The following is a 21780-nucleotide window of genomic DNA, read 5'->3' as shown; positions in this document are numbered from 1 at the left end:
CAGTGCCTGGCAGCTGTGTGAGGGGTCGGTGGTCGCCAAGGAGTCTGCCATCACCGTCCGGGCAGGTGGGCGGGCGGACGGGCGGGTTGCACCGACCGTACTTTCCGGCGTTGCCGTCGAGGAACTGAGCAGAAGCGTGTCCCGTGCATCGAGGAACACGCTTGTCTCCGTGAGGAAGTGCGTGCGTCTGCTTTTGGAGATCCAACCCGTCTCGTTCCGCGACATCACCGTCGCCCCGTTCTCCGTCACCGCGCACGGGTGTGAGTTCGGATTGATCCTTAACGGACCGGATTCGGAGGACGACCACGAGTGGTACTGGAATGTCACGGTCGAACCGGGTGACTACATGGCCTTCTATGCCCCATGGGACGACGGAGACTATGACACCTAACCCGCCATCAGCTGTGCGGGTGATGCGATCGTTCGTGGTGTCGACGGGTGTCGATGGGTGAATCCCGACGGACACTTCAGGTGAGCGCGGGGGACTCCTGAACACACAAATCTGGATCCCTCGGGGCTGCTGCCCGATCAGGTGACACGTTCGGTCACCCGATCGTGCAGCAGCCTCACGTCCGATGACCGCCGAACGGCCGTCGAGAGTGCGGCCCCCACCGCGGGCGCCGTGACGTCAGGGGACGACCACTTCCGTCGAAACGGGAATGCTCGGGTGGTCGGTGCGCATGGTGAGCCGAACCCGACCCGGGCCCGTACCCACATACACGTACATCGGCTGGGTGCTCGTGTTGCTCGCCGGGATGTACCGACTCTCGGTGCCGCTCTGGCCGGTGTCGAGGTTCTGCCAATCGATGATCGCAGTGACGTCACAGGCCAGGGCGGTCGACGCCCACTCGCCCAGTGGTGAGAAGCCTTGCGAGATTCGCAGTTCGACGGAGTGGACAGCACCCCGGGCGGCGGAGTACTCCCACAGCGGCCCGTCGAACGCGTTCCCGGAGGCGGTCAGCATGCCGGCGCAGATGCCATTGCCCAGCGTCCACACCGGGGCCATGCCGACGTCTGTCGTAGCGCACGTTCGTGGTCCGACATTCGACCACCCGAGCTGACAAGGATCAGCGGCGCTGGCCACGCCCGGCGCCGCAACGGCCATTGCAGCGCCCATGAGTCCTGCAGCCGCGGCCGAAGCAAATCGATGTGAAGTTCTCATACTCCCAGCATCGCACGATGTGCTGTTTTCATTACGCAGGCCTCGGCACGCACGGATCCTGCTGCGCAGGTGAGGATCTGGATCTTCTTGTCGGCGCTAGGGCGTGTCTCCCGATGCATCGAGCCAGAGTGACGAGACGGCCACACTGTCTTTGCCTCACAATGGATTTGTGATGCAGCCAAGTAGCGAATCTCTCTGGCGTCCCGATGTCTCCGCGACAGGGGTGTTTCCCCTGGACGATCCGCGTTGGAAGGAACTGTCGACCAGAGACGGCGATGCTGCGTGGGTGCCCGACTGGTTGCGCGCACTGCATGAGGATCCTCTGGACGTCGAACTCTTCACAGAGCAGTGGCCCGCACTCGTTTCGGAAGGCACCACCTGGCCGGCCGCTGTCGCTGCCTTTCCGTATCTCGTCAGCATCGCGCGGCGCGTGAGCGCCGACAAGCGACTCGAACACGTCACCGTGCTCGGGCTCATCGTGAGTGATTCCACCCCCGACATGTGGCAGGCGACAGTCGCCGCCGTTTCGTCCGAGGACGCCGGCCTCGAGCACTATGCTGAGGCGCTCGTCGAGGCGCGAAGGATCGCCGCCGAGATCGCCGCGATTCCACATCGGGACGAGCGCGATGTCCGCTACCTGCTCATGACCCTCTCCGCGCTCAACGGCCACCCGGAACTCGCACACGTGATCGACAACCTCGACGACGAAGAGACATGCCCGCCCTACGCAGAACATCTCTGGGGAGCGGGCGGGGGTGCTGACACCTGATTCTTGTGCGCGGCCACCGCAGTCGCTTTCGTCGTACGAGCCGCCGAGGGTCAACCCGTCCCGAGACCCGGTCCCATCCGGTTCAGCGGATGGGACCGGGCCGACGCCCGTTGCCGATCGCGAGGTTCACCGATACCGCAGCAGGCGATCCATCACGCGCAGGTGACCCGAACTCGGCCGTCGACCACTCGCGTGGACAGTGCGAGGGGTTCCGTCCCCACCGGGCGGTGCTCGAGTACCGCTGCAGCGACCGGATCGGTCAGTACCGTGCGAACTGTGCGCCGGAGCCCGCGGGCCCCGTAGGCCGGGTCGAAACCCTGTGTGCAGAGCAGCGCGACGACGTCCGGGCCGACGTCGACGCTGACGGACCGACGAGCCAGCCGGCGGGTGACGACGTCGATCTCGAGCCCGGTCACCTCCCGGGCGGTCCGATCGTCGAACCCGTTCATCACGACGGTTTCGTCGAGACGATTGAAGAACTCGGGATCGAAGAACCGCTCGATTGCGCGCCGCACGACAGTCTCGCCGTCCCATCGTCGCTCGGCCCACCCGGACCGGTGGGCCAGCCGCGCCCACGGAGTCCGGAGTCGTGCCGCCAGTTCGGCCGAACCGAGATTCGACGTCAGGAACACATAGCTGTTGCGGAACGAGATCGTCTGTTGCCCGTTGGCCAGTCGCAGCTCCCCGTGGTCGAGGATCTGCAGCAGTGCCCGCAGGACGGTCGTGTCGGCCTTCTCCACCTCGTCGAACAGGACGATGCCGGGTGTGTAGGGGTCGCCTTCGACGGCACCGCGGTCGAACAGTGTGAACGATTCCTTGCTACCCGCGTAGCCCGGGGGAGCGCCGGAGAAGGATGCCGCATAGTGCTCCTGCGCGAGCGCGTTCATGTCGATACGGCACATGTTGTCCGGTCCGGACCGTAACTCGGCGGCGACTTGTCGCACCAGTTCGGTCTTGCCGACACCGGTAGGCCCGGCGAGCAGGATGTTCGCGAGCGGGCGCGAGGGCTCGTTCGCGCCCACCGAGGCCACCGACACTGCACGCACGACCGCGTCGACAGCGTTGCGCTGTCCCATGATCCGCGCATTCAGCCGGTCGGTGAGTGCGGTGGGATCGAACGCGCCGGCGGGACGTGGTGCCGGCGGTCCGCCGAGTTCCGTGGGCACCCGGTTCTGCTCGTGGAACATGTCCGTCAGATAGGGCACGGTGAACCTCCTCGTCAGGCCTCGGAGGTCTGCTCGACGGGAAGGGCGCCGACCCGGCAATCCGCCACACCCACAGTGTCTCTCGTGATCGACTCGACCCGTTCCCGGGCCTTCTCGGCGTCGGTGACCCAGAGCTTGTAGAACTCGAAGGGGCAGTCGGCCACGCCTTTGTCGCCGTCGCCGGCGGCGTGGATTCCCGAGTAGCCGCGGTGCAGCAGTTTGAACAGATGGTTCTGCGACTGGTCGTTCTCACGGGCGTCGCGGATGGCGGAGACCGACAGCTGGGCGTACTGGATGCCGTACTCCTCCTCACCGGTCTCGCCGAGGGTGCGTCCGTCGAATCCGATGATCGCCGAGTGCCCGAAATACGAGTAGACGCCGTCGAATCCGGCGGCGTTCGCCACCGCGACGTAGCAGTTGTTCGCCCATGCCATTGCCTTGGACATGAGGACCTGCTGGTCCTTCGCCGGGTACATGTACCCCTGGCAGCGGACGATCAGCTCGGCGCCCTTCATTGCGCAGTCCCGCCAGATCTCGGGGTAGTTGCCGTCGTCGCACACGATGAGCGAGATCTTCAGACCCTTCGGACCTTCGGTGACGTGCGTCGTGTCGCCCGGGTACCAGCCCTCGATCGGGCACCACGGCAGGATCTTCCGGTACTTCTGCACGATCTCGCCCCTGTTGTCGACGAGGATCAGGGTGTTGTACGGCGGCTTGTTCGGATGGTCCTCGTGCTGTTCGCCGGTGATCGAGAAGACGCCCCACGTGTCGGCCTCGCGGCACGCGGCCGAGAAGATGGCGGTCTCGTCGCCGGGAATCGTTGCGGCCGTGTCGTACATCTCCTGTTCGTCGTACATGATCCCCTGCGTGGAGTACTCGGGGAACACGACCAGATCGAGTCCGGGCAGACCCGACTTCATGCCGATCATCATGTCGGCGATCCGCCGCGCGTTTTCGAGGACGCCCGCCTTGTCGTGCAGGCGGGGCATCTTGTAGTTGACCACCGCGACTCCGACGGTGTCGTTGCTCGAGGAAATGTCTCCGTGTCGCATGTTCTTCGTTCCTCTCGTTGATTTCGTTGTGGGGCAGGGCTAGTGGGAAGCGGAGCTGAGTTCGGTATCGAAGGACACCCGACGCCTGGCCGCCGGCAGGCCCAGGGCCGCGGCGATCGCGACGAGCACTGTCAGGCCGGCTGCCCAGAGTGCGGCGGCTCCGGGGGAGGTCGGGAGGTTGCCGGTGAGCGCCAGGAAGGCGGGCAGGGTGCAGGTGGGTTGGCTGAGCAGCAGTGCCGTCCAGCCGGTGAAGCGGGTGAGGTCCTCCCGGCCGGTGCCGAGGACCAGGAAGAACAGGGTCCACAGCCCGGCCCAGGCGAGCCAGATGACGCCGAACACGGGGTCGTCGACGACGGTGAACGACACGAGGCTGTAGACGACCGCGGCGGCGGCGACGAAGGCCGAGAACCAGCCGACGCCGCGCGGGTCGAGTCCCGCCAGGTTCCCGATCCCGACGTACAGGTACGTGAAACCGAACAGGTACAGGCCGGACGCGGCCAGGATCGTCCCGGCGTCCCCGTCGGCCTGGATCAGCATCGCCGTCGGAATCGCGCACTGGAGTGCGCCGACGAACAGGTTCAGGATCGCCGCCGACTTCGGTGGCACCGCACCGAGGAGCATCAACCCGTTCACGAACAGGACCGCACCCACGTAGAGCAGACCGACACTGCCCATCGGACACCTCGAATCACTTTCAAATGGAATAATTTCAAATGAAAGTAAGTGGCGTGCGCCACAGTGTCAAGAGGGGGGAGTGATCAGAGTGTGGTGACGACGTCGAAGTCGAACCCGTTCGCGACGGCGAGGTGAATGCGCTGTCGCGCCACCCGGTTTCGGAACTCGACGGTTCCGCGCGGGCCGTCGTAGGCGGTGCCGTCGACGACGACGTCGAGTGCGTCCGGTGAAGTGGTTCCCGCGCGATGAATGAGGTTCGCGAGCGTCTGGATGCCCTCGTAGCAGGACTCCGCGGCGTTGTTGAGCGGCGGCGCCGCCGCCCCGTGCAGGGCCACGTAGCGGCCGACGAGATCCATCGAGTCGGCGTCGACGAGCGAGCGGAAGTACGCGGCCGCCACGAAGAGGTTCCGCGTCGCGCGCGGGCCGCTGGCGAGCAGCATGTTCTCCTCCATCAGCGGGCTGAACCGGAGGATGCGCTCGTCCAGTCCTCGGCGCGCGAAGGCCCGGTTGAAGTCGACGGCGTCCTGCCCCACCAGGAGCATCAGGACTCCGTCGCACTCCGACGCCGCGACGGAGTCGACGACACGGCTCATGTTGCCGCGGCCGAGGTCGACGAACGACTCGCCCACGATCCGCAGATCGAGCTCGTGGGCATACGCGCGAACCGCGCCGAGGGATCCGTGCGGCCATACGTAGTCGTCGCCGACGACGAACCATCGTCGGGCGCCGACGTTGTCGCGCAACCACTTCAACGCCGGAGCGATCTGCTGACGCGGCGTCTCCCCGCAGCAGAAGATGCCGCTGCGCGTCTCGCCGCCCTCGTACAGCGAGGTGTAGGAGTACGGGACGCGGCCGGTCACGACCGGCGCGAGCGCATGGCGCACCGACGAGATGTGCCATCCGCTGACCGCGTCGATCGCGCCCGTCGACACCAGTCGGTTCACCTCGGCGGCGATCACGTCCGGGTGCGTACCGCCGTCCACGACGTGGATGGCCGCCTCCCGCCCGAGGACGCCGCCCGCGCTGTTGATGTCGCGCGCCGCCAGTTCGCCGATCGCCTCGCACGACGGTCCGAACAGGCCCGCGGGCCCCTGGAGCGGTACCACCATCGCGACCCGCCACTGCGCGGCGCGGGCGCGGTCGAGCGCGACGCTCACGTCGACATCTCCGCGGCGTCGCAGGCGGTGTGCTGCGCGTGGGCTATCATTTCATTTGAAAGTATTGCTGGTGGAGTGTGAACTGCGCAACAGCTCGGGAGTGGGTCGTGTCGGACAACAGTGCCTTCGCGGTGGACGACGTCTCGGTGACCGTCGCGCTCCTCCGAACGGCGAGGGTCGCGGCGCAGGCGGCGGACGACGCGCTCGCCGCGGACAACCTCAACGTCGACCACTACCTGGTGCTCGACACGCTCGCCGAGTGCCCGGGCGCGACCATGGCGGACCTGCGCGATCGCACGCGGATACCGGCCCCGACGCTGACCCGAGTCGTCGACCGCCTGGTGTCGATCGCCGCCGTCTACCGCGAGGTCGACGCCGACGACCGGCGCAAGGTGCGCGTGCATCCCAGTGCGCGGGGCCGGCAGTTGCACGCGCGCCTGGCGGCGACCGTCCGCGACGCCGAGCGGGTATGGCTCGGTGATCTTCCCGGCTCCGGATCCGCCGACCTGGTCGGCAACCTGGCGACCTTGCTCGCGGGTCGACTCGACACCTGACGGGCATCGACGCCACCTTGCCGCCGACCTGACCGGCAGACAACAGGTAGAAGGCTCTCCACGCCACGCTGGACATCTGCGCGTAGCCCACGTAGCTCCGGCCCGGCGCAATCCCCATCGGGGATTCGAACCTCACGCAGGGATGCTCGCGGCAATCGCCGGCTGCTCGCTCTTGATCAACGCGAAGAGTTCGGCGCGCGAACGGATGTCGAGTTTGCGGTAGGTGCTGGTGAGGTGCTTTTCCACCGTGCGCAGCGAGACGTACAGTTGCGCGGCGATCTCACGGTTGCGCATGCCCTGCACCACGAGTTGGACCACCCGCCGCTCGATGTCGGTCAGCGCCCAGAGTCGAGGATCACCGGACATCGGGGGCGCCGCGGCCTGCATGCTCGTGCGGGTGGACCAACGACCGCCCCGGATCCATCCGTCGGCGCCGATGCGTTCGAACAGCGCGAAGGCCGTCCGCGCCCGCTGACGGCTCTGGGCCACCTTGCCGTTCTCCCGCAGCCGGTCGGCATAGATCGCCAGGGAACGAGCCCGCTCGAGCGCGGGAACCTTGTCTTCCCGGGAACCCAGCGCCAGCTCGACCAACTCACGGGCGTCGGTGATTTCGGCGACCAGCAGCCGTCCCCGTGCCAGGATCGCCGACGTCAGAGTCGTGCGGGTGCGCTGCTGCAACCGCCCGGTCGTCACGTCCAGCATGCGGGTGGCGGCCCGCAGATCGCCGGCAAGCACGAGCGCCTCGATGAGGTCGACGTACCGTTTCGTCTTCCAGATGCAGGCATGGCGGTCGACGTGGTCGATGCTCTGCTCGAGCAGGGCGATCGCCCGCTCAGCATCCCCTTGCATCAGCGCCATTTCGCCGAGAGCGCCGCGAAGTCTCGCCTGGAGGCTGTCGACCGTTCCGGAAGAACGATCGCAGAATACTTGTGCCGCAATCTGTTCGGCCTCGTCGAACCGTCCCTGTGGCCCTAGGATCTCCACGCGCTGAGCGAGCCGCAGCATTCGCAGGTGAGTGTGAGACGAGAAGATCGCGTCGGCCTGTTCCCAGAGACGCCCTGCCCCGACCGGGTTCCCCGCCACAATCTCGCAGTCGACCTGTGCCGTGAGTAGGTATACCCGATCGAGCGGTGATGGCGCCGGATGTGTTTTGGCAGAGGCGCGTTCGATCCGCCCACGGGCCTCCTCGACCCGCCCCAGCCGGGTGAGGACCATCGCCGAGGCGACGACCTCCCTGAAACTGCGCCGCGAGAACGGGTCAACGCCATCCGCCTGATCGTGCAGGGCCTGCGCCTCACCCACGTCGTCTTGTACCAACGCCAAGTTGATCCGTGCCAGCGTGAACGCCCCACGGGAACAGCCGGAGTGGCGGGCTTGGGCGCGCTCTGCCAACCCGTACAGCTCGCGCACGCCGTAGAACTGGTCCTGCTCGAGCTGATAGAGGATCGCGCGTCCTGCCAATTCGACGGCGCCGTCCGGGTCCACCTCGGCCAGCTCACGCACGGACTCGACGACCGACTCGACGTTGATGGGTCGATCGGCGAGATAACGCGCCTCGACCTTGACGAGTTCGGCTGCGGCACGGTCGCGCACGCACGCATCCGACCACACCACCTCGTCCGCGAGACTCTCCGCATCGCTCCGGAATCCCATGTCCAGCGCAAGCCTCGCAGCAGCCAACCGCAGCGTGCTCGCACTCGCGCCCGCCGACACCGCGATCGCCTCACGCAGAACCGACAGCGCCAGCGCGCACGACGACTCACGGACCAACGCCTCGGCGGTCGCCAGGACCTGCTCCACCCCGAGGCCCGGGTCGATCGGCCGCAGCACCGAAGCGTCCGCGTCGCCGCCACGTCCGCCCCCGAGCTCGCGCTGATACCCGCGCTCGTCGACCAGGGTGTGCGCGAGCGACCGGCGCGCAGAAGTGGCGGCCCCGTACACGGCCCACCGGTCCAGCAGGTTGCCGATCCGAACCCGGTCCCCGACCCGCTCCACCTGCCGCAACGACAGCAACCCGTCCAGCTCGCGCCCGGGGTCGGCGCTGTCCGCGTTCGTCGCCACCTCGAGCAGATCCGGCACCGGTACCGACTTCGCCACCGCCAGCAGCGCCAGCAGCGTCCGCTGACTCTCGGTCGACCGGTCGTCGATCTCGGTCCACCGCGACGCACGCGAGCCACCGACCACGATCGGATAGCGGATCGACTCGATCCCCGCGATCTGCCCGTCGGTGACCGTCTCACACAGCTCCAGCAACACCCCCGGTTTGCCGCGCGAGATGCGGTGCAACTCGTCGACCAGCGCCGGCGCCGGAACCGTCCCGAGCGCCTCGGCCATCAGCGCCGACGCGGCGGCATACCCCAACGGGGGCACCGCAACCTGCGGCAACGACAGGAACGGCTCCGGCGGCTCGACACCACTGACCAGCAACAGCACGACCCGATGATTCGCCAGCCGCCGCCCCACATACGCGAGCAGCTGTTGGCAACCCTGCGCCATCCGGTCGGCATCGTCGACCAGGATCGCCAACGGCCCCTGATGGTCCGCGTGCCGCGCGATCACATCGAGCAACTGCTCGGCCCGGGCCGCCACCGTGGACTCGCCGATCTCGAACCCCGCCGCCCGCCCGCCGCCGTCGCGCAACCGACCCGACCGGCCCAGCATCGCCATCAAGCTGTAATCGACGTACTCGGACACGTTCGACGCACCGCCGATCGAGACCGTCTCGAACGACGAAGTGACGACCAACTCACCCAGCAGACGCGTACGCCCCGACCCGGCAGGCCCGGTCACCACCAACGCGGACCCCAGACCGAGCTCGGCCGCCTCGAACGCATCCTGAACCTGGCGAAGGGTGGAGATCGGCTCCGCCGCCCGGCCGCGGAATCCCCCGGACGGCGTCGGTCCCGTCATCAGAACAGGCGAACCGGACCCTGCGCACGCCTCCTCGATGCCCCGTTCGATCTCGTGGAACACCTGCGCCCTACGATGGGCGCGCTCATCAGCCCCGACGACCAACACGCACTCCTCAGCTTCCCGACTTGCGGGGCCAAGTTATCCACCGTGCGGCCGCTACCTGTCATGGGTTAATTTTGGGGGTGAAATAGCGGTGACGCTCTTGCGGATGCGGGCGCGTGTGTGTCGCGCAGCGCAGTGCGGGACCGGTTTTCATGGAGAGAAGTGCGTTGACGAGCCGCCACCCCGAACGACCGGTTGTGCCGGGCGTGCAGGCGCTGCGTTCCGCGATTGACCGCCGTGACTGGGACGGCGCGAGAGAAGTTCTCCGACACGCGTCGCCTGGCCCGGTTGCGGAGCCCCTCATCGTTCGCGGCACCGCAGCGGCCCAACTGGTGGACACCATCCCCACTGATGCAGACGGGCGCGCAGAGTGGGGGCGGGCACCCGACGTCGCCGATCGACTTTCCATCAGCACAGTGGAGTGCGCGCGGCTGCGGCTTGCAGGACGAACGCGCGAGGCCGCGGACATCGCCGCCCAGCTCGAACAAGTCGCAATGGACGCGCTGCGGTACCAGCCCGATGCCGTCGCGACCATGCTGCCGCCACTGCGATTGCAGTGGGCCATCAGCTGCCAGCTCGCCTACAGAACCGCCATATCGAACACCATCTTCCGGCGCTCTTGCTACGGTGCCGAAGCTCTGGGACTGGACGTCGTCGTGCGGAACTGTGCAGGGAGTCTTGCTCTGAACTATGCCTTCGCCGGCGAACTCAGCACAGCCCGAGAATGGCTCGTGAAGCGGGATCGGACGCCACCGGGGGCTGAACCGTTCGAACAGACGATCCGTGCATCCGCCCTCGTAGCCCGAGCATTGATCGCTCTGGAAGAGCTCGACCTTGCATCGGCCGCACAGGTCCTCGACGAGCTGGGGGAGCTGCATGACAACGAAGAGCTGTGGGCGTACGCGTCGTTCGCCCACATCCAGTACGCAGTGCTCTCTGGAAGCCCGGCGCGAGGACTCAGCTACCTCGATCGATCCGGCGCGCGTTGGGAGCGCAGGCAAACTCCGAGCTCCGCTGCGGACACGTTACTGGCATGTGCCACTGCTGATTTACAATGCGCTCTCGGCCGAGGAGACGCCGCGCTGACCGCATTGAGCCTCCATCCGGATAGCCATCCACTGCTGACGGTTGTACGCGCCCGCGTTGCCCTGCTCAGCGGAGATCCGGCGGCAACGCTCCTTGGATGTGCGCGCGCTACCTTCCACAACACCAGTACGCCACGTATCCAGTTGGAGGCGTTGGTGATGGAAGCGGCGGCGTACGCGCAGATCGATCGGGCCGATGACGCGATCGCCTCGTGGCGGCGGGCCACCACCTTCGCCGACACCACCGGTATGGTCCGGCCGTTTGCGCTACTGCCGCAAGGGTATGTGGACTTGTTGGCCGACATCGGTGCCGCTCTTCCGAAGAGCTGGGGGCGCAGTCGATCGATGTCGCCCGTCTTGCCTGACAGGGTGAACGTTGTGAAGTTGACAGAGCGCGAACGGGTCGTGTTGGCCGAGTTGACCGATGATCTCACCAGGTTCGAAATCGCAGCCAAGCTGGGTGTGTCTCCGCACACCGTGAAGGCGCAGATCAACTCGTTGTTCCGCAAACTCGGCGTCCATTCTCGCGATGAAGCGATCAGGGCTGCAACGGAATTGAAGTTGCTGTGAGGTCGGGTCGTGCATCCGAACTGCCGCTGATCTTGATGTGCGACTGGATGAATACGGATCGGGTATGCACCAGGAAGGGATCTCGGGATGACGGCTGACAAGAGTTCGGAGCGGTATCTGGTCGCGGTGCGTTCGGCAATCGACAACGAGGCCTGGGATGAGGCGACGTCGATTCTCCGGCTCAACTGGACGGAGATGGTCGCGTCGCACCTCGAAGACTTCCGGAGTGTTCTTCTCGCATTTCCCATGTCGGTCGTGGAGGCTGACCCGCTCCTACGCGCCGCTCGGGAGATGTTCATCGGACACGGCACCAGCGGACGGTTCACCAGCGGACTTTCGACAGATCCGAACGACCTGGCTGAAATGGCCAGGCGTCCCGATGTCATCGAGACACTCGCTATCGGGACAGTACAGGCGTCGCTACTGCGGTTCGCGGGAGACATGGCCAGTGGGGCCGACTTCGCCGAGCGACTCGAACAGGCCGCTCTGGTCGCCGGCTCGGTCCAGCCCGACGTCGTAGCTGCCGCGCTACCGGTGTTACGACTGCAGTGGGCCATCACCTGCCAACTGGCCGGGCGCCGACGAGGGGCGAACACCGTATTCCAGCGCGCTTACTCGGGCGCCGAAGCGGTCGGTCTCGGTTTCGTAGCGCGGAACTCGGCGGGAAGTCTTGCGCTCAACTGTGCGCTTGCCGGTCAACTCGGCGATGCCCGCGAGTGGATCGGGAAATGGGAGGCGACGCAGCCGTCGGAAGGCCGCCTGGAGAAGATGATCCGGGTAACAGGACTCGTGGCCAAGGCGCTGATATCGCTCGAGAACCTTGACGTGGACAGCGCGGCCGCGGACTTGGACGTGCTGATCGATGAACTGCGGGACCGGGACGAGATGTGGGCGTACATCCTCTTCGCACGCTGTCAGTGTTTCCTGCTGTCGGGCGAACCCCAGCGCGGAATCGACCTGATCGACCGCTTCGCGCCGACCTTCAACCGATGGCGCACACCTGATTCGGAGGCGGGATCGCTGCTCACCTCCGTCGAGGTGGACCTGCTGTGCGCACTCGGCCGAGGCAATGTCGCACAGATGGTGCTGCGTCGGCATTCCGGCGAGCATCCACTGCTATCCGTTGCGCGGGCACGTCTCGCCTTGCTGACCGGGGACCCGGAGACGGCCCTTGCCGAGGCAACGCGGGTCAGCACAGGCGGCAGCCTCGACCTGCGTGCACGCGTCGACGGCCTGTTGATCGCGGCGGTGGCCTGCCTGCAAGTGGGGCGACCGGATGACGCAATAGCCACCTGGCGCCGCGCAACGGCGTTGGCCGAATCCGTCGGCACGGTACGACCGCTCGCGATGGTGCCGCCTGGTGCTCTGAACGTGCTCACCGAAGCCGGCGCGACATTGCCCCATCGCTGGAACGAATACGCTCATGCAACCCAGGTACTACCCGACACGGTGCCGGTCGTCGCGCTCAGCGATCGGGAACTGGTGGTGCTGTCCGCACTCGCCGAGGGCCTGAGCGGGGCGGAGACGGCCGCGAAGCTGTTCGTCTCCCAGAACACCGTGAAAACGCAGGTTCAGTCGCTGTTCCGAAAACTCGCTGTGCACAACAAGACCGACGCGGTGCGAGCTGCGATGGCACTGCGACTGCTGTAGAGCGTCGATAGTTGTAGATCAGGCAGCGAGCTTCTCCAAGGCAGGACGAATCGAGTCGAGCAGAAGGTCGATGTTGAGGACGCTCGGGTCACTGATCGCGCCCGACAACGGGCGGTCCACCATGACCGCGGTACCTGAACGGACCGCGGGCAGGCCGTCCCAACCCGGGATCATCGCCTCGAGCGACTCCTCTCCACGGCTCGATCGAACCAGCAACACATCCGCCGACAGCGCCGGCCGTGCCTGCTCGTACGAGACGGTCAGCCGGCTCCTGCCCTTTCCCAACTCGATCACTGCAGGGTCCAACCGCAGGCCGAGCTCACCCAACAGCGTTGCTGCGGCATCTGATTCACTTCCGACAACACCGACAGAGGGACCCCCGACCGTTGCGATCGCGAACGTTTTTCCAGCCGCCGCCGGGAAGGTCTCACGCACGGCCGCGATGTCGGCCTCGGTCTCAGCAACCAGTGACTCGGCACGGTGCTCCAGCCCGACGACACGGCCGAGGACCCGGACCTGATCGCGCCACGGCGAGACGAAATCTCCAGCCTTCAACTGGGCGACGGTGGGAGCGATCTCACTCAGCTTCTGGTAGACCGCGGGGGTATTCGCCGAATAGTCCGCGAGAATCAGATCTGGATCCAGCGCGGCGATCGCCTCGTAATCAGGAGCACCAACGAGCGACAACGCTACAACCTGCGCGTCGTAGTCACCTTGCCACGAGAGCTTCCCATCTGCGGGACCAAATCCGGTCAACGTGCCGACACCCACCGGTTGGATACCCAGCGCGAGCAGACTATCCGCCCATGATCCCGATAGCGCGACGATGCGTTTGGGAACATCACCGAACACCGTCGACCCCATGCCGTGCTCGATGACGACGGGAGAGCGATCGGCGATCACCGTGGGGCCGGAAGCGGTGCCACACGCTACAGCAGAGATCAGCACCCCCGCACACGCGAACGCCGATACCAGCCGCGCGAATCGGCGCTGAGTGGACACGCACATCACCTGAAACCCTTTGTCTCTCATTGCGCCGCCAGTCCCGAGTGCACGTGCTGAGCGCGGCATACACAGTACCGTGCGCGGTCCGCAGCTCGTGCTGCCGACGCGGCGGGCGTGGTGGGTTTCAGGAACCAGCGCGCTCGGGCTCCGCAGGTAGTCGACGCGCCGCTGAACCTGCGGGACCTCGAACCTTCCTGACCGCCGCGATCGCCGCTGCGCAGCACGCCGCGCCGACCGCCATCAACGTCCAGAGCAACGGCTCTCGGCCGCCGGTATCACCGAACGCCATCAGCCCCAGATTGACTGCGGCATGAAACATGGTGGCGATGAGCAGGTTCCCGCTGCGGAAAGGGTCCAGGAGGACCGCCAGGAGCACCGACATGGCGATCGTCGACAGTAGGAAGCCGACCGCATACGCGACCCCGGCCGCGAAGATCTGTACGTGCCACACTCCCCAGACGGTCCCGACCATGACGCCGGTGACCAGTACGGAGTACTTGCTCCGCAGGTAGGGCTGCAGGAATCCGCGCCATCCAATCTCTTCACCGCAGGCGCCGACACACTGTGCGAGGACGAGCAGTCCGATTGGCGCCGAACCGGCGTGCACCGCGGAGACGCTGACGCTGCCGCCGAGAGCAACCAACACCACAGCGGGCAAGGCCAAGACCACCAGCACCGATCCGGCGGCGGTGGCTGCCAGCGTCGCGTCGGGCCGCCTCAGACTCGCCTCGAGCGGTGCAACCCAGCGGCCCCGCCAAGCCAGCAGGACCACCGCGACCGCGACCGTGGGTGCGAACTGCACCAATTCGAGTAGGTCCGGATCGGGGCCTGTCGCGGACTGCGTGGCGACGAGGATGCCCCCGGCAAGGAAGGCTACGAGCACGTACACCGTTGTCTTCGCCCACATCCGGGGCGGTCGGGAGGTCATACAGAAGAGGCTCGCGTGGCGCCCCCCGGACACACATCAACCCGCGGTATCAACCGTTCCTCGTACCCAGGGGGTATGCCGCACCGAGTCCGCCGGCGCAACCGCGTCGGCTTCCGCGACTCATCTCGCGCGGACCGGCGCGCTGCAGTCGTCGCTGTCGCGCGCCTTTCCTATGGCGAGGACACGCTGAGAAGCACGAGCATCGGGGGAGGGAGACACGAGTGTCGGGGAGAGATTGGTATGACCGGCCACGGCTCCTGGCTGCAGAGCCGAGGTTGCGGGATATGGACCGAGCGAAGCATCCGAGATAGCCTCGTGTTGGAATCGTGCCGATCGCGGGCCGCGGCCGGATCGAGTCTCCGACGTCCACTGGTGCGTGGGGGTCGGGCCCGCGCGGCACCCGCCGTCCTCTATCCGAGCGTGAGCATCGCCTCGGTGACCTCGCGGATCGCCGCATCGGGGATCGCAGTGGCGGCGTCCTCGAGGACGAGCAACCGTGCCCTGGGGATCTCGCGCGCGATCGCCTGGCCGTTGCCGATGGGGAAGAACCGGTTGTGGCGGCCGTGGACGACGAGCGTGGGGACCTCGATCTCGGGCAGGCGCTCGCGCCAGCGGGGTTGGCAGTCGAGCCTGGAAAACACCATGCCAATCTGGTTGGCCATTTGGACCGGGGGTGCGGTGCCGGGCGTGCGGTCCCAGATGCGCGCAGCGATTGCGCGCGCGGCGGCGGGGTTGTCGCCGAAGATCGCCGCGCCGGCGGCGGCGAACTCCGCGACCGCCTCGCGGTCGGTCCAGTCGGGCATCGCGCGGGCGAACAGTCGGCTCATCGTCACCGGGTCATGGTCGGGGAGGTCATCGTCGGGCGGGCCAGGGGCAACCGGGCGGGTGCCGACCAGGGTGAGCGCCGAGAAGACGCCCGGATGGTCGAGCACGGCCACCTGGGCGACCATCCCGCCGACGCCGATTCCCGCGAGGTGTACAGGCCCGCCGCCCAGCGCGTCAGCAAGGGCCGCCGCGTCGGCGGCGAGGCCGCGGAGGGTGTAAGCGGGCGCCTCCGGATCCGTCGTCGTCGACTCGCCGCTATCGCGCAGGTCGTAGCGCACCACACGGCGCCCGCCGGCGGCGAGGCGCTCGCACAGAGCATCTGGCCAGGAGAGCATCGTCGTTCCGCCCGCGAGCAGAACGAGTGGCGCGTCGTCGTCGCCGAACGACTCGATGCCCAAGACGATCCCTTTGGCGTCGAAAGTGGTCATCGGATCACCCGAAGACGTTGTAGGTCAGGTGCGTCGCGGTCGATGTCGAGCTGGAGGTCGCGGCCGAGGACGACGGCGCCCGAGCGGTTGGTCCCCTCTCGCAGGACCCGGCGGTCGTCGGGGTAGCCGGAAAGTGCCCACGTGTGCATGGCCTCATCACCGGTGCCCAGACCGTTGTCCGGGCTGGGGTCGGGCCCGGTGACAAAGCCGTCGAGAGAGACCGAGATGTCGGCAACAATTGGAGTCATGCCAAGGCAGACCCGATCCGCCGCCGAAATTCATCGCTGACGCGGAAGCGTGCGGCGGATGCGGCTCGATGGCACTACGCGCGAGACGGCACGTCGGATGTGGTTGTGGATGCGCGCGGGAGGGGATGGATGAGGGGCGTTCACTCATGGCGGAGCGTGGTGGGCTGCAACGGGATGGATAGGTTGACCAGTCGGTGATCACACTTAGCGATGGCTCCAGATCACACAAATCTGGATGAGTTCCAGTTGCTGCGGATGGGCCGCGGCTGGTGAGTCCACGACATCGGTCGGTCAGATGGACTCAGCGTGGTTCGCTGACTCAACGAATCGCGACCAGAACGGCACCTTACTCCGAATCGACCAGGTGTCCCTCGGTGCAGCCCCGATACCGAGTTCGTCCCTGAGGTACTCGACCAGATCGGGGCCGTAGTAGATGCCGTCGGTGTCTGGTACGCCGAGAACACTGCTGCCCCAGCGGGGCTGGGGCAGCAGGCTTATACCGGTGCCCGTAAATCGGCACCGGCCGCTCAGCGAGATTGGTTCGCACGGTGCGCTCAACCTCCTGAGCATTCTTCGGTCGCGTACCCCAAGACGGCGGCCAGAAGGGCGGCTCCTGATTGAGGGCGTCCCATACGAAGCCATCGATCGGCCAGTTGAGCATCCGTTGCAGTTCAGAATCGTCGCCGTCGCGCCAGTCGGGCCATCGATCGCCCACCGGCATCGTTGCGGCCAGTAGATCGAGGTGGTCCTGGGCGAACTCGAAACCGAATCAATCACGTACCGAGTGGATTTCGCTGTCGGACAGGCCTGGTGTGAGTTTTACTTTGGGCTGTTCGAGCACGGATATCGCTGCGAATGCGATCCTGTTCATCGCGCCAGTGTGGCACGTGATTCCGCGCCCAACCTTTCCAGCGATGACATCGGTAGACCACACCCACTCCGACGTTTGAGACCAACGTGCCCGCATCGTCAACGCGCGCAGCTGATCGGGATCGAGCGTCTTGCCTGTGGTCGGCGGTGGCGGGCGCGGACGTGTTCGGCGAGTTCTCGGGCGGTGGCGGTGTGGCCGGTGTGAAAGACAACCGCCGTCCGTTTACCGGATGATCCCTGCGTTCGCAGTGCCCGGCTCAGCACTGCGCCACTGTCACCGCCAAACCGCCGCGCGAGGTCTCCCGATACTTGGCGTCCATGTCCGCACCGGTAATCCGCATCGTCTCGATCACGGCGTCGAGTGAGACGTGATGGCTTCCATTGCCGTGCAGTGCCACCCGCGCGGCATGAATCGCGGTAACGGCGCCCATCCCGTTGCGCTCGATGCACGGAATCTGCACCAGTCCACCAACGGGGTCGCAGGTAAGCCCCAAATTGTGCTCCATTCCGATTTCCGCGGCATTTTCGATCTGCTCAGGCGTGCCCCCGGACAGCGCCGCATATCCGGCGGCGGCCATCGAACAAGCCGAGCCGACCTCGCCCTGACAGCCCAGATCCGCGCCCGAGATCGAGGCACGCTTCTTGTACAACGTCCCGATTGCCGTGGCGGTGAGAAGAAACTCGATGACCGCACTGGCGTCATCGCCGCGACCATGATTGGCGCGCAGCGCCGAGAACAGCACAGCGGGAATGATTCCCGCGGCACCGTTGGTGGGCGCGGTGACAACGCGACCACCGGCAGCGTTCTCCTCGTTCACGGCCATCGCCGCCGCGGTCGCCCATTCCAACTCACTGGTCTGGCCGGAATCACGCAGACCGGTAACGATCCCGGCCGCCCGGCGCGGCACCTGCAATCCGCCCGGAAGAAACCCGGTGGCGCGGAATCCGGCGTCGATGCACTCGCGCATCGTGGTCCAGAGACCGAGGACTCCGGACCGCACCTCGGCTGTGGACCGCTGACTCTTCTCGTTCGCGAGCATGATCTCCGCGATGGAGAGCCCCGATTCCGTGCAGTGGGCCAACAACTCGGCGGCGGAGTCGAATGGGAACGGTTCCTCTGCGTGACTACCCGGAAGTGCTGGCGAACCACTCTTCTCGATGAACCCGCCGCCGACCGAGTAATACGTCTCGTCGACTCCGGCGCCACTGTCGAAGGACACCCGAAATCTGAGTTCGTTGGCGTGCGCACCGCGGACAAGCAGCGGATGCAACTGCAAGTCCCGCGACGTGAAGTTCAGGGCTGTGCCCGCCAGGCGCATGGCAGCGCCCGCCTCGATCTCCTGGACCCGTCGGCGCGCATAGTCGGGTTCGATGCGCTCAGGATCGTTTCCCTCCAGTCCGAGCAGAATCGCACCGAACGTGTTGTGCCCCTGTCCGGTCGCGGCGAGCGAGCCATAGACATCCACGTGGAGCGAGGTGATCGCGCGGTCGGCGCGGCACGCCGAGACTGCCAGCGCGAAGTCGCGCGCCGCCCGCATCGGCCCGACGGTGTGCGAACTGGACGGTCCGATACCGACGGTGAAGAGATCGAACACACCGATCCGCGTCATTGGAGTGCTCGCATCAATGGTTCCGGATCGTGGACGAGGAATAGGTGCCCGGCGCCGGGGATCACCTCGAGTGCGGAACCGGGGATCCTGCGGTGTGCGCGCTGTGCGACGTCGATCGGTACGTTCCCGTCGGCGCTGCCGTGTAGGAACACCGTGGGTACAGTGATCGACTCGAGGGGCTCCGGCAGGTCGTGGTCGTAGCGACGTAGGTCGGCCACGGCGGCGGCAGTGCCCTGAGCCTTGGCCTCGCCGCCGTCGAGTTCGGCGTTGGCCTTTGCGACTGGATCGTTCATGACAGCCTGGTCGGCCGCCGGCCACGCCGAGACCGAGTTGCTTCGGGTGTGAGCGAATATGCAGGTTCCAGCCAGCATCGCACCCGCGATCCGGGGTGCCCACCGTGCCGCCGCATAGAGCACCGAGACCAGGCGGATCCTTTGGCGCAGGCTCTGTCGGGGCGTTCCAGGGACCATCGCGCAGGCGAGCACCAGTCGATCGACGCGTGCGGGACACCGTGCAGCCAGGGCGAGTGCGTAACCGCCGCCTCCGGAGAAGCCGACGAGCGCGGCCTTGCCGACACCCAGATGGTCGAGGATGGCCAGCGCGTCATTGTCCCATGCGTGAAATCCCGGGTCAGGCGTCGTTGCCCCGGCCAGAGGTGACGTCTGCCCGTATCCGGGCCGATCGGGAAATATCAGCCGCCAACCGGATGCGGCGGCGGACTCGTGCAAGGGGATTCCCTGGTAGCGGCTGCCGGGCGTCCCGTGGGCGGCGATCGCGATCCGCCCGTTCGGGTCGCCGTACTCGCACCAGGCGATACGACGGCCGGTGGCATCGACGATCACATGTGTCTCGGGAAGTATCGTCATGAGTGAACCTGCTGGGCGAGTGCTGCGCCAATTCCGCTCATCAGCAACGAGATTCCTGTCTCGAAGCGCCGGTCGTAGTCGTGATGGTCGACGAATACCGAGGCGGCACGTCGCTCGGCGGGCGTCGTAGTCGACTCGAAGTCACCGCGCCCGAGTCTGATCGAGACGTGGCCGGTGACGAAGTCGTGCAGCGTGGCGTACGCGTACACGGCCTCTTCCTCGCAGAGCCCCGCATCCCGTAACGCCCGGACCATCCGGTGCGCGATGTCGTCCGCGCCCGGAGCCTCGAGAGCGGACTGACGGTGGGCTTCGAGTACCAGTGGATGACGCATCAGCAGGTCGCGCAACGCGCGAGCGAAGGTCCAGCACATCTCGCTCCAGCCCGTTGGCCAGTCGATGGCGTCGATGGCCTCGCCTACCAGCGCTGCGACCAATTCGCGGCGCAGCGCATCGATGCCGCCGGTGGTTCTATGCACCGACATCGGCGAGGTCCCCAGCCGATCGGCGATGGCGCGCAACGACACTGCCTCGAGTCCGTCGTCGTCCGCGATCTGTGCGGCGGCCTCGAGAATCTGCGCCGCGCTCGCCGCCTTCGGTCGTCCCGCTCTTGCATTGTGACCCGATTCGACTACCATTCCCCAACTATATCGATACGCGTAACGAAATGACAAGGTGTCCTCCCGTGACCCAACTGCACGAACTGTCCGCCGTCGAACTCGCCGAAACGATCCGTCGGCGCGAAGCACCCATACCCGAAGTCGCGCAGCACTTTCTCGATCGCGCGCAACTCCACGACGATGTCGGCGCCTTCACCACGGTGGCGCCCGACCAAGCCCTGGACCGAGCACGCCTCGCTCAGGAAGTGCTCATGTCGGACGTTCGAGATCTGCCGCGCCTCTTCGGTGTCCCGGTGTCGATCAAAGACCTCGAAGCCACCCGCGGAATCCGCACCACCTACGGTTCCGTGCTGTATCGGGACTGGATCCCCGACCGCGACGACGAGATCGTCCAGGTCATCCGCGGTGCCGGACTGATCGATATCGGCAAGACGACGGTGCCCGAGTTCGGCGCAGCCTGCTACACCGAGCCGGAGGTGGCCCCGCCGGCACGCAGCCCGTTCGACCCAACCCTCAGCGCAGCCGGAAGCAGCGGCGGCGCAGGTGCATCGGTGGGCGCGGCGCTGGTACCCCTCGCTCAGGGAAGCGACACCGCAGGTTCGCTTCGCTCCCCGGCGGCGGCCTGCGGCGTGGTCGGCCTCAAGCCGAGTCGCGGACTGATCACTGTGGGACCCACCGCGAACGACGGAATGGGACTGACCAGCAAGGGGCCGATGGCGCGAACGGTGCGAGACACTGCGGCTCTGCTCGATGTCATGGCCTCGAACGTCGGGGCGGGTACGGTACACCCGTCCCGGACGGAGGGTTTCGAGACAGCTGTCCTGCAAGCGGACTCGCTGCCGCCGCAGCGCATCGCAGTGGCCCCGGGCTCAGTCTCCGGTGGAGAGGTGCACCCGGAGGTCGTTGCGGCGATCCTGGAGGTCGGCACTGTCTTGGAAACTCTGGGGCACCGTGTTTTCGAACGAGCGCAAGCCGTCGATCTGGAGCTCACCGGCGCATTCACCGCCATGTTCTCCGCGCTCGCCGGCACGAAGCCCGTGTCGGACGGTGCGGAGGATCGACTCCGGCCGATTGTGCGCCACCTTCGTGGACTCGCCCGCGATACCGACGCTGGTGAGTTCGCAGCGAAGGTAGGCGTCGTACAGGCGCGAGCCCGCCACTGGGCAATGGCCTACGCCGACGCCGACTTTGTGGTGACATCGACCGTCACCACGCCGCCTGTGCGGATCGGTGCACTCCGCAACGACGAGGATCCTGCTGCAGAACTCGCCGCGATGACCACCTTCACCGGCAACACCATCATTGCGAACGCGACGGGGTTTCCCTCGATCAGTCTGCCGCTCGGATGGACTCCAGAGGGCATCCCGATCGGGGTCATGATCTCGGCCCGATGGGGTTGCGATGCAGCCCTTCTCGCCATCTCTGCCCAGCTCGAATCCGCCATGCCGTGGGTGTCGCGCTACACGTTTCGCTGACTTCCCCTACGACG

General features: G+C 66.5%; 19 protein-coding genes. 6 read left to right on the top strand and 13 right to left on the bottom strand.

Annotated features, from left to right (window positions below; genetic code table 11):
- Positions 1 to 28: 28 nt before the first annotated feature.
- Positions 29 to 391 (top strand): hypothetical protein, encoded by a 363-nt coding sequence (locus ACQ5DX_RS19855; protein WP_430334197.1) that lies wholly within the window; start codon positions 29 to 31, stop codon positions 389 to 391.
- A gap of 237 nt (positions 392 to 628) precedes the next feature.
- Here ACQ5DX_RS19855 and ACQ5DX_RS19850 read toward each other — a convergent pair whose 3' ends face one another.
- Entirely contained in the window at positions 629 to 1006 is a 378-nt protein-coding gene (locus ACQ5DX_RS19850) for a hypothetical protein (protein ID WP_430334196.1), read from the bottom strand.
- Positions 1007 to 1265: 259 nt separating this feature from the next.
- Here ACQ5DX_RS19850 and ACQ5DX_RS19845 point away from each other — a divergent pair, with 259 nt between their 5' ends.
- Positions 1266 to 1931 (top strand): hypothetical protein, encoded by a 666-nt coding sequence (locus ACQ5DX_RS19845; protein WP_430334195.1) that lies wholly within the window; start codon positions 1266 to 1268, stop codon positions 1929 to 1931.
- A gap of 152 nt (positions 1932 to 2083) precedes the next feature.
- On the opposite strand, the gene ACQ5DX_RS19840 is transcribed toward ACQ5DX_RS19845, so the two are convergent.
- The 4 genes from ACQ5DX_RS19840 to ACQ5DX_RS19825 all read right to left on the bottom strand — a co-directional run bounded on the left by ACQ5DX_RS19840 (position 2084) and on the right by ACQ5DX_RS19825 (position 6020).
- Complete coding sequence (locus ACQ5DX_RS19840; RefSeq protein WP_430334194.1) at positions 2084 to 3136, bottom strand: AAA family ATPase; 1053 nt, start codon at positions 3134 to 3136, stop codon at positions 2084 to 2086.
- Between the two features lie 14 nt (positions 3137 to 3150).
- Positions 3151 to 4188, bottom strand: coding sequence for an aliphatic amidase (locus tag ACQ5DX_RS19835; protein ID WP_430334193.1), 1038 nt, complete (start codon positions 4186 to 4188; stop codon positions 3151 to 3153).
- Between the two features lie 39 nt (positions 4189 to 4227).
- Positions 4228 to 4863 (bottom strand): AmiS/UreI family transporter, encoded by a 636-nt coding sequence (locus tag ACQ5DX_RS19830; RefSeq protein ID WP_430334192.1) that lies wholly within the window; start codon positions 4861 to 4863, stop codon positions 4228 to 4230.
- An 83-nt stretch (positions 4864 to 4946) separates the two neighbouring features.
- A complete protein-coding gene (locus ACQ5DX_RS19825; RefSeq protein WP_430334191.1) occupies positions 4947 to 6020 on the bottom strand; it encodes a substrate-binding domain-containing protein in 1074 nt (357 codons plus the stop codon).
- Positions 6021 to 6127: 107 nt separating this feature from the next.
- Between ACQ5DX_RS19825 and ACQ5DX_RS19820 the strand changes: the two genes are divergently transcribed.
- The gene (locus tag ACQ5DX_RS19820; protein ID WP_430334190.1) at positions 6128 to 6574 is read left to right on the top strand and encodes a MarR family winged helix-turn-helix transcriptional regulator; all 447 of its coding nucleotides are present in this window, start codon (positions 6128 to 6130) and stop codon (positions 6572 to 6574) included.
- Positions 6575 to 6706: 132 nt separating this feature from the next.
- Here the strand turns inward: ACQ5DX_RS19820 and ACQ5DX_RS19815 are convergent, their stop codons facing one another.
- Positions 6707 to 9484 carry a LuxR C-terminal-related transcriptional regulator gene (locus ACQ5DX_RS19815; protein WP_430334189.1) on the bottom strand — a complete coding sequence of 926 codons (2778 nt, stop codon included), beginning with the start codon at positions 9482 to 9484 and terminating at the stop codon, positions 6707 to 6709.
- A gap of 272 nt (positions 9485 to 9756) precedes the next feature.
- Between ACQ5DX_RS19815 and ACQ5DX_RS19810 the strand changes: the two genes are divergently transcribed.
- Both ACQ5DX_RS19810 and ACQ5DX_RS19805 read left to right on the top strand, forming a co-directional pair.
- Positions 9757 to 11244: a LuxR C-terminal-related transcriptional regulator gene (locus ACQ5DX_RS19810; protein ID WP_430334188.1), complete on the top strand. Its 1488-nt coding sequence runs from the start codon at positions 9757 to 9759 to the stop codon at positions 11242 to 11244.
- A gap of 87 nt (positions 11245 to 11331) precedes the next feature.
- Positions 11332 to 12894, top strand: coding sequence for a LuxR C-terminal-related transcriptional regulator (locus ACQ5DX_RS19805; RefSeq protein WP_430334187.1), 1563 nt, complete (start codon positions 11332 to 11334; stop codon positions 12892 to 12894).
- Between the two features lie 18 nt (positions 12895 to 12912).
- Here the strand turns inward: ACQ5DX_RS19805 and ACQ5DX_RS19800 are convergent, their stop codons facing one another.
- The 7 genes from ACQ5DX_RS19800 to ACQ5DX_RS19770 all read right to left on the bottom strand — a co-directional run bounded on the left by ACQ5DX_RS19800 (position 12913) and on the right by ACQ5DX_RS19770 (position 20309).
- Positions 12913 to 13965 carry an iron-siderophore ABC transporter substrate-binding protein gene (locus ACQ5DX_RS19800; protein WP_430334186.1) on the bottom strand — a complete coding sequence of 351 codons (1053 nt, stop codon included), beginning with the start codon at positions 13963 to 13965 and terminating at the stop codon, positions 12913 to 12915.
- Between the two features lie 58 nt (positions 13966 to 14023).
- The gene (locus tag ACQ5DX_RS19795; RefSeq protein WP_430334185.1) at positions 14024 to 14827 is read right to left on the bottom strand and encodes a CPBP family intramembrane glutamic endopeptidase; all 804 of its coding nucleotides are present in this window, start codon (positions 14825 to 14827) and stop codon (positions 14024 to 14026) included.
- Positions 14828 to 15237: 410 nt separating this feature from the next.
- Entirely contained in the window at positions 15238 to 16080 is an 843-nt protein-coding gene (locus tag ACQ5DX_RS19790; RefSeq protein ID WP_430334184.1) for an alpha/beta fold hydrolase, read from the bottom strand.
- Positions 16077 to 16328 (bottom strand): hypothetical protein, encoded by a 252-nt coding sequence (locus tag ACQ5DX_RS19785; RefSeq protein ID WP_430334183.1) that lies wholly within the window; start codon positions 16326 to 16328, stop codon positions 16077 to 16079. Before ACQ5DX_RS19785 ends, ACQ5DX_RS19790 begins: the two co-directional genes overlap by 4 nt.
- Positions 16329 to 17455: 1127 nt before the next feature.
- Positions 17456 to 18808 (bottom strand): L-serine ammonia-lyase, encoded by a 1353-nt coding sequence (locus ACQ5DX_RS19780; protein ID WP_430334182.1) that lies wholly within the window; start codon positions 18806 to 18808, stop codon positions 17456 to 17458.
- The gene (locus tag ACQ5DX_RS19775; protein WP_430334181.1) at positions 18805 to 19674 is read right to left on the bottom strand and encodes an alpha/beta fold hydrolase; all 870 of its coding nucleotides are present in this window, start codon (positions 19672 to 19674) and stop codon (positions 18805 to 18807) included. Before ACQ5DX_RS19775 ends, ACQ5DX_RS19780 begins: the two co-directional genes overlap by 4 nt.
- Complete coding sequence (locus ACQ5DX_RS19770) at positions 19671 to 20309, bottom strand: TetR/AcrR family transcriptional regulator (RefSeq protein WP_430334180.1); 639 nt, start codon at positions 20307 to 20309, stop codon at positions 19671 to 19673. The genes ACQ5DX_RS19775 and ACQ5DX_RS19770 overlap by 4 nt, the downstream gene beginning before the upstream one ends.
- Positions 20310 to 20356: 47 nt before the next feature.
- Here ACQ5DX_RS19770 and ACQ5DX_RS19765 point away from each other — a divergent pair, with 47 nt between their 5' ends.
- Entirely contained in the window at positions 20357 to 21766 is a 1410-nt protein-coding gene (locus ACQ5DX_RS19765) for an amidase (protein WP_430334179.1), read from the top strand.
- Positions 21767 to 21780: the final 14 nt, after the last annotated feature.

The sequence above is a fragment of the Rhodococcus sp. ACT016 genome (genome assembly GCF_050477185.1).
Taxonomy (GTDB): domain Bacteria; phylum Actinomycetota; class Actinomycetes; order Mycobacteriales; family Mycobacteriaceae; genus Prescottella.
The sequence above is the reverse complement of the archived record's forward strand: the minus strand, read 5'-3'. Positions and strand labels throughout refer to the sequence as shown.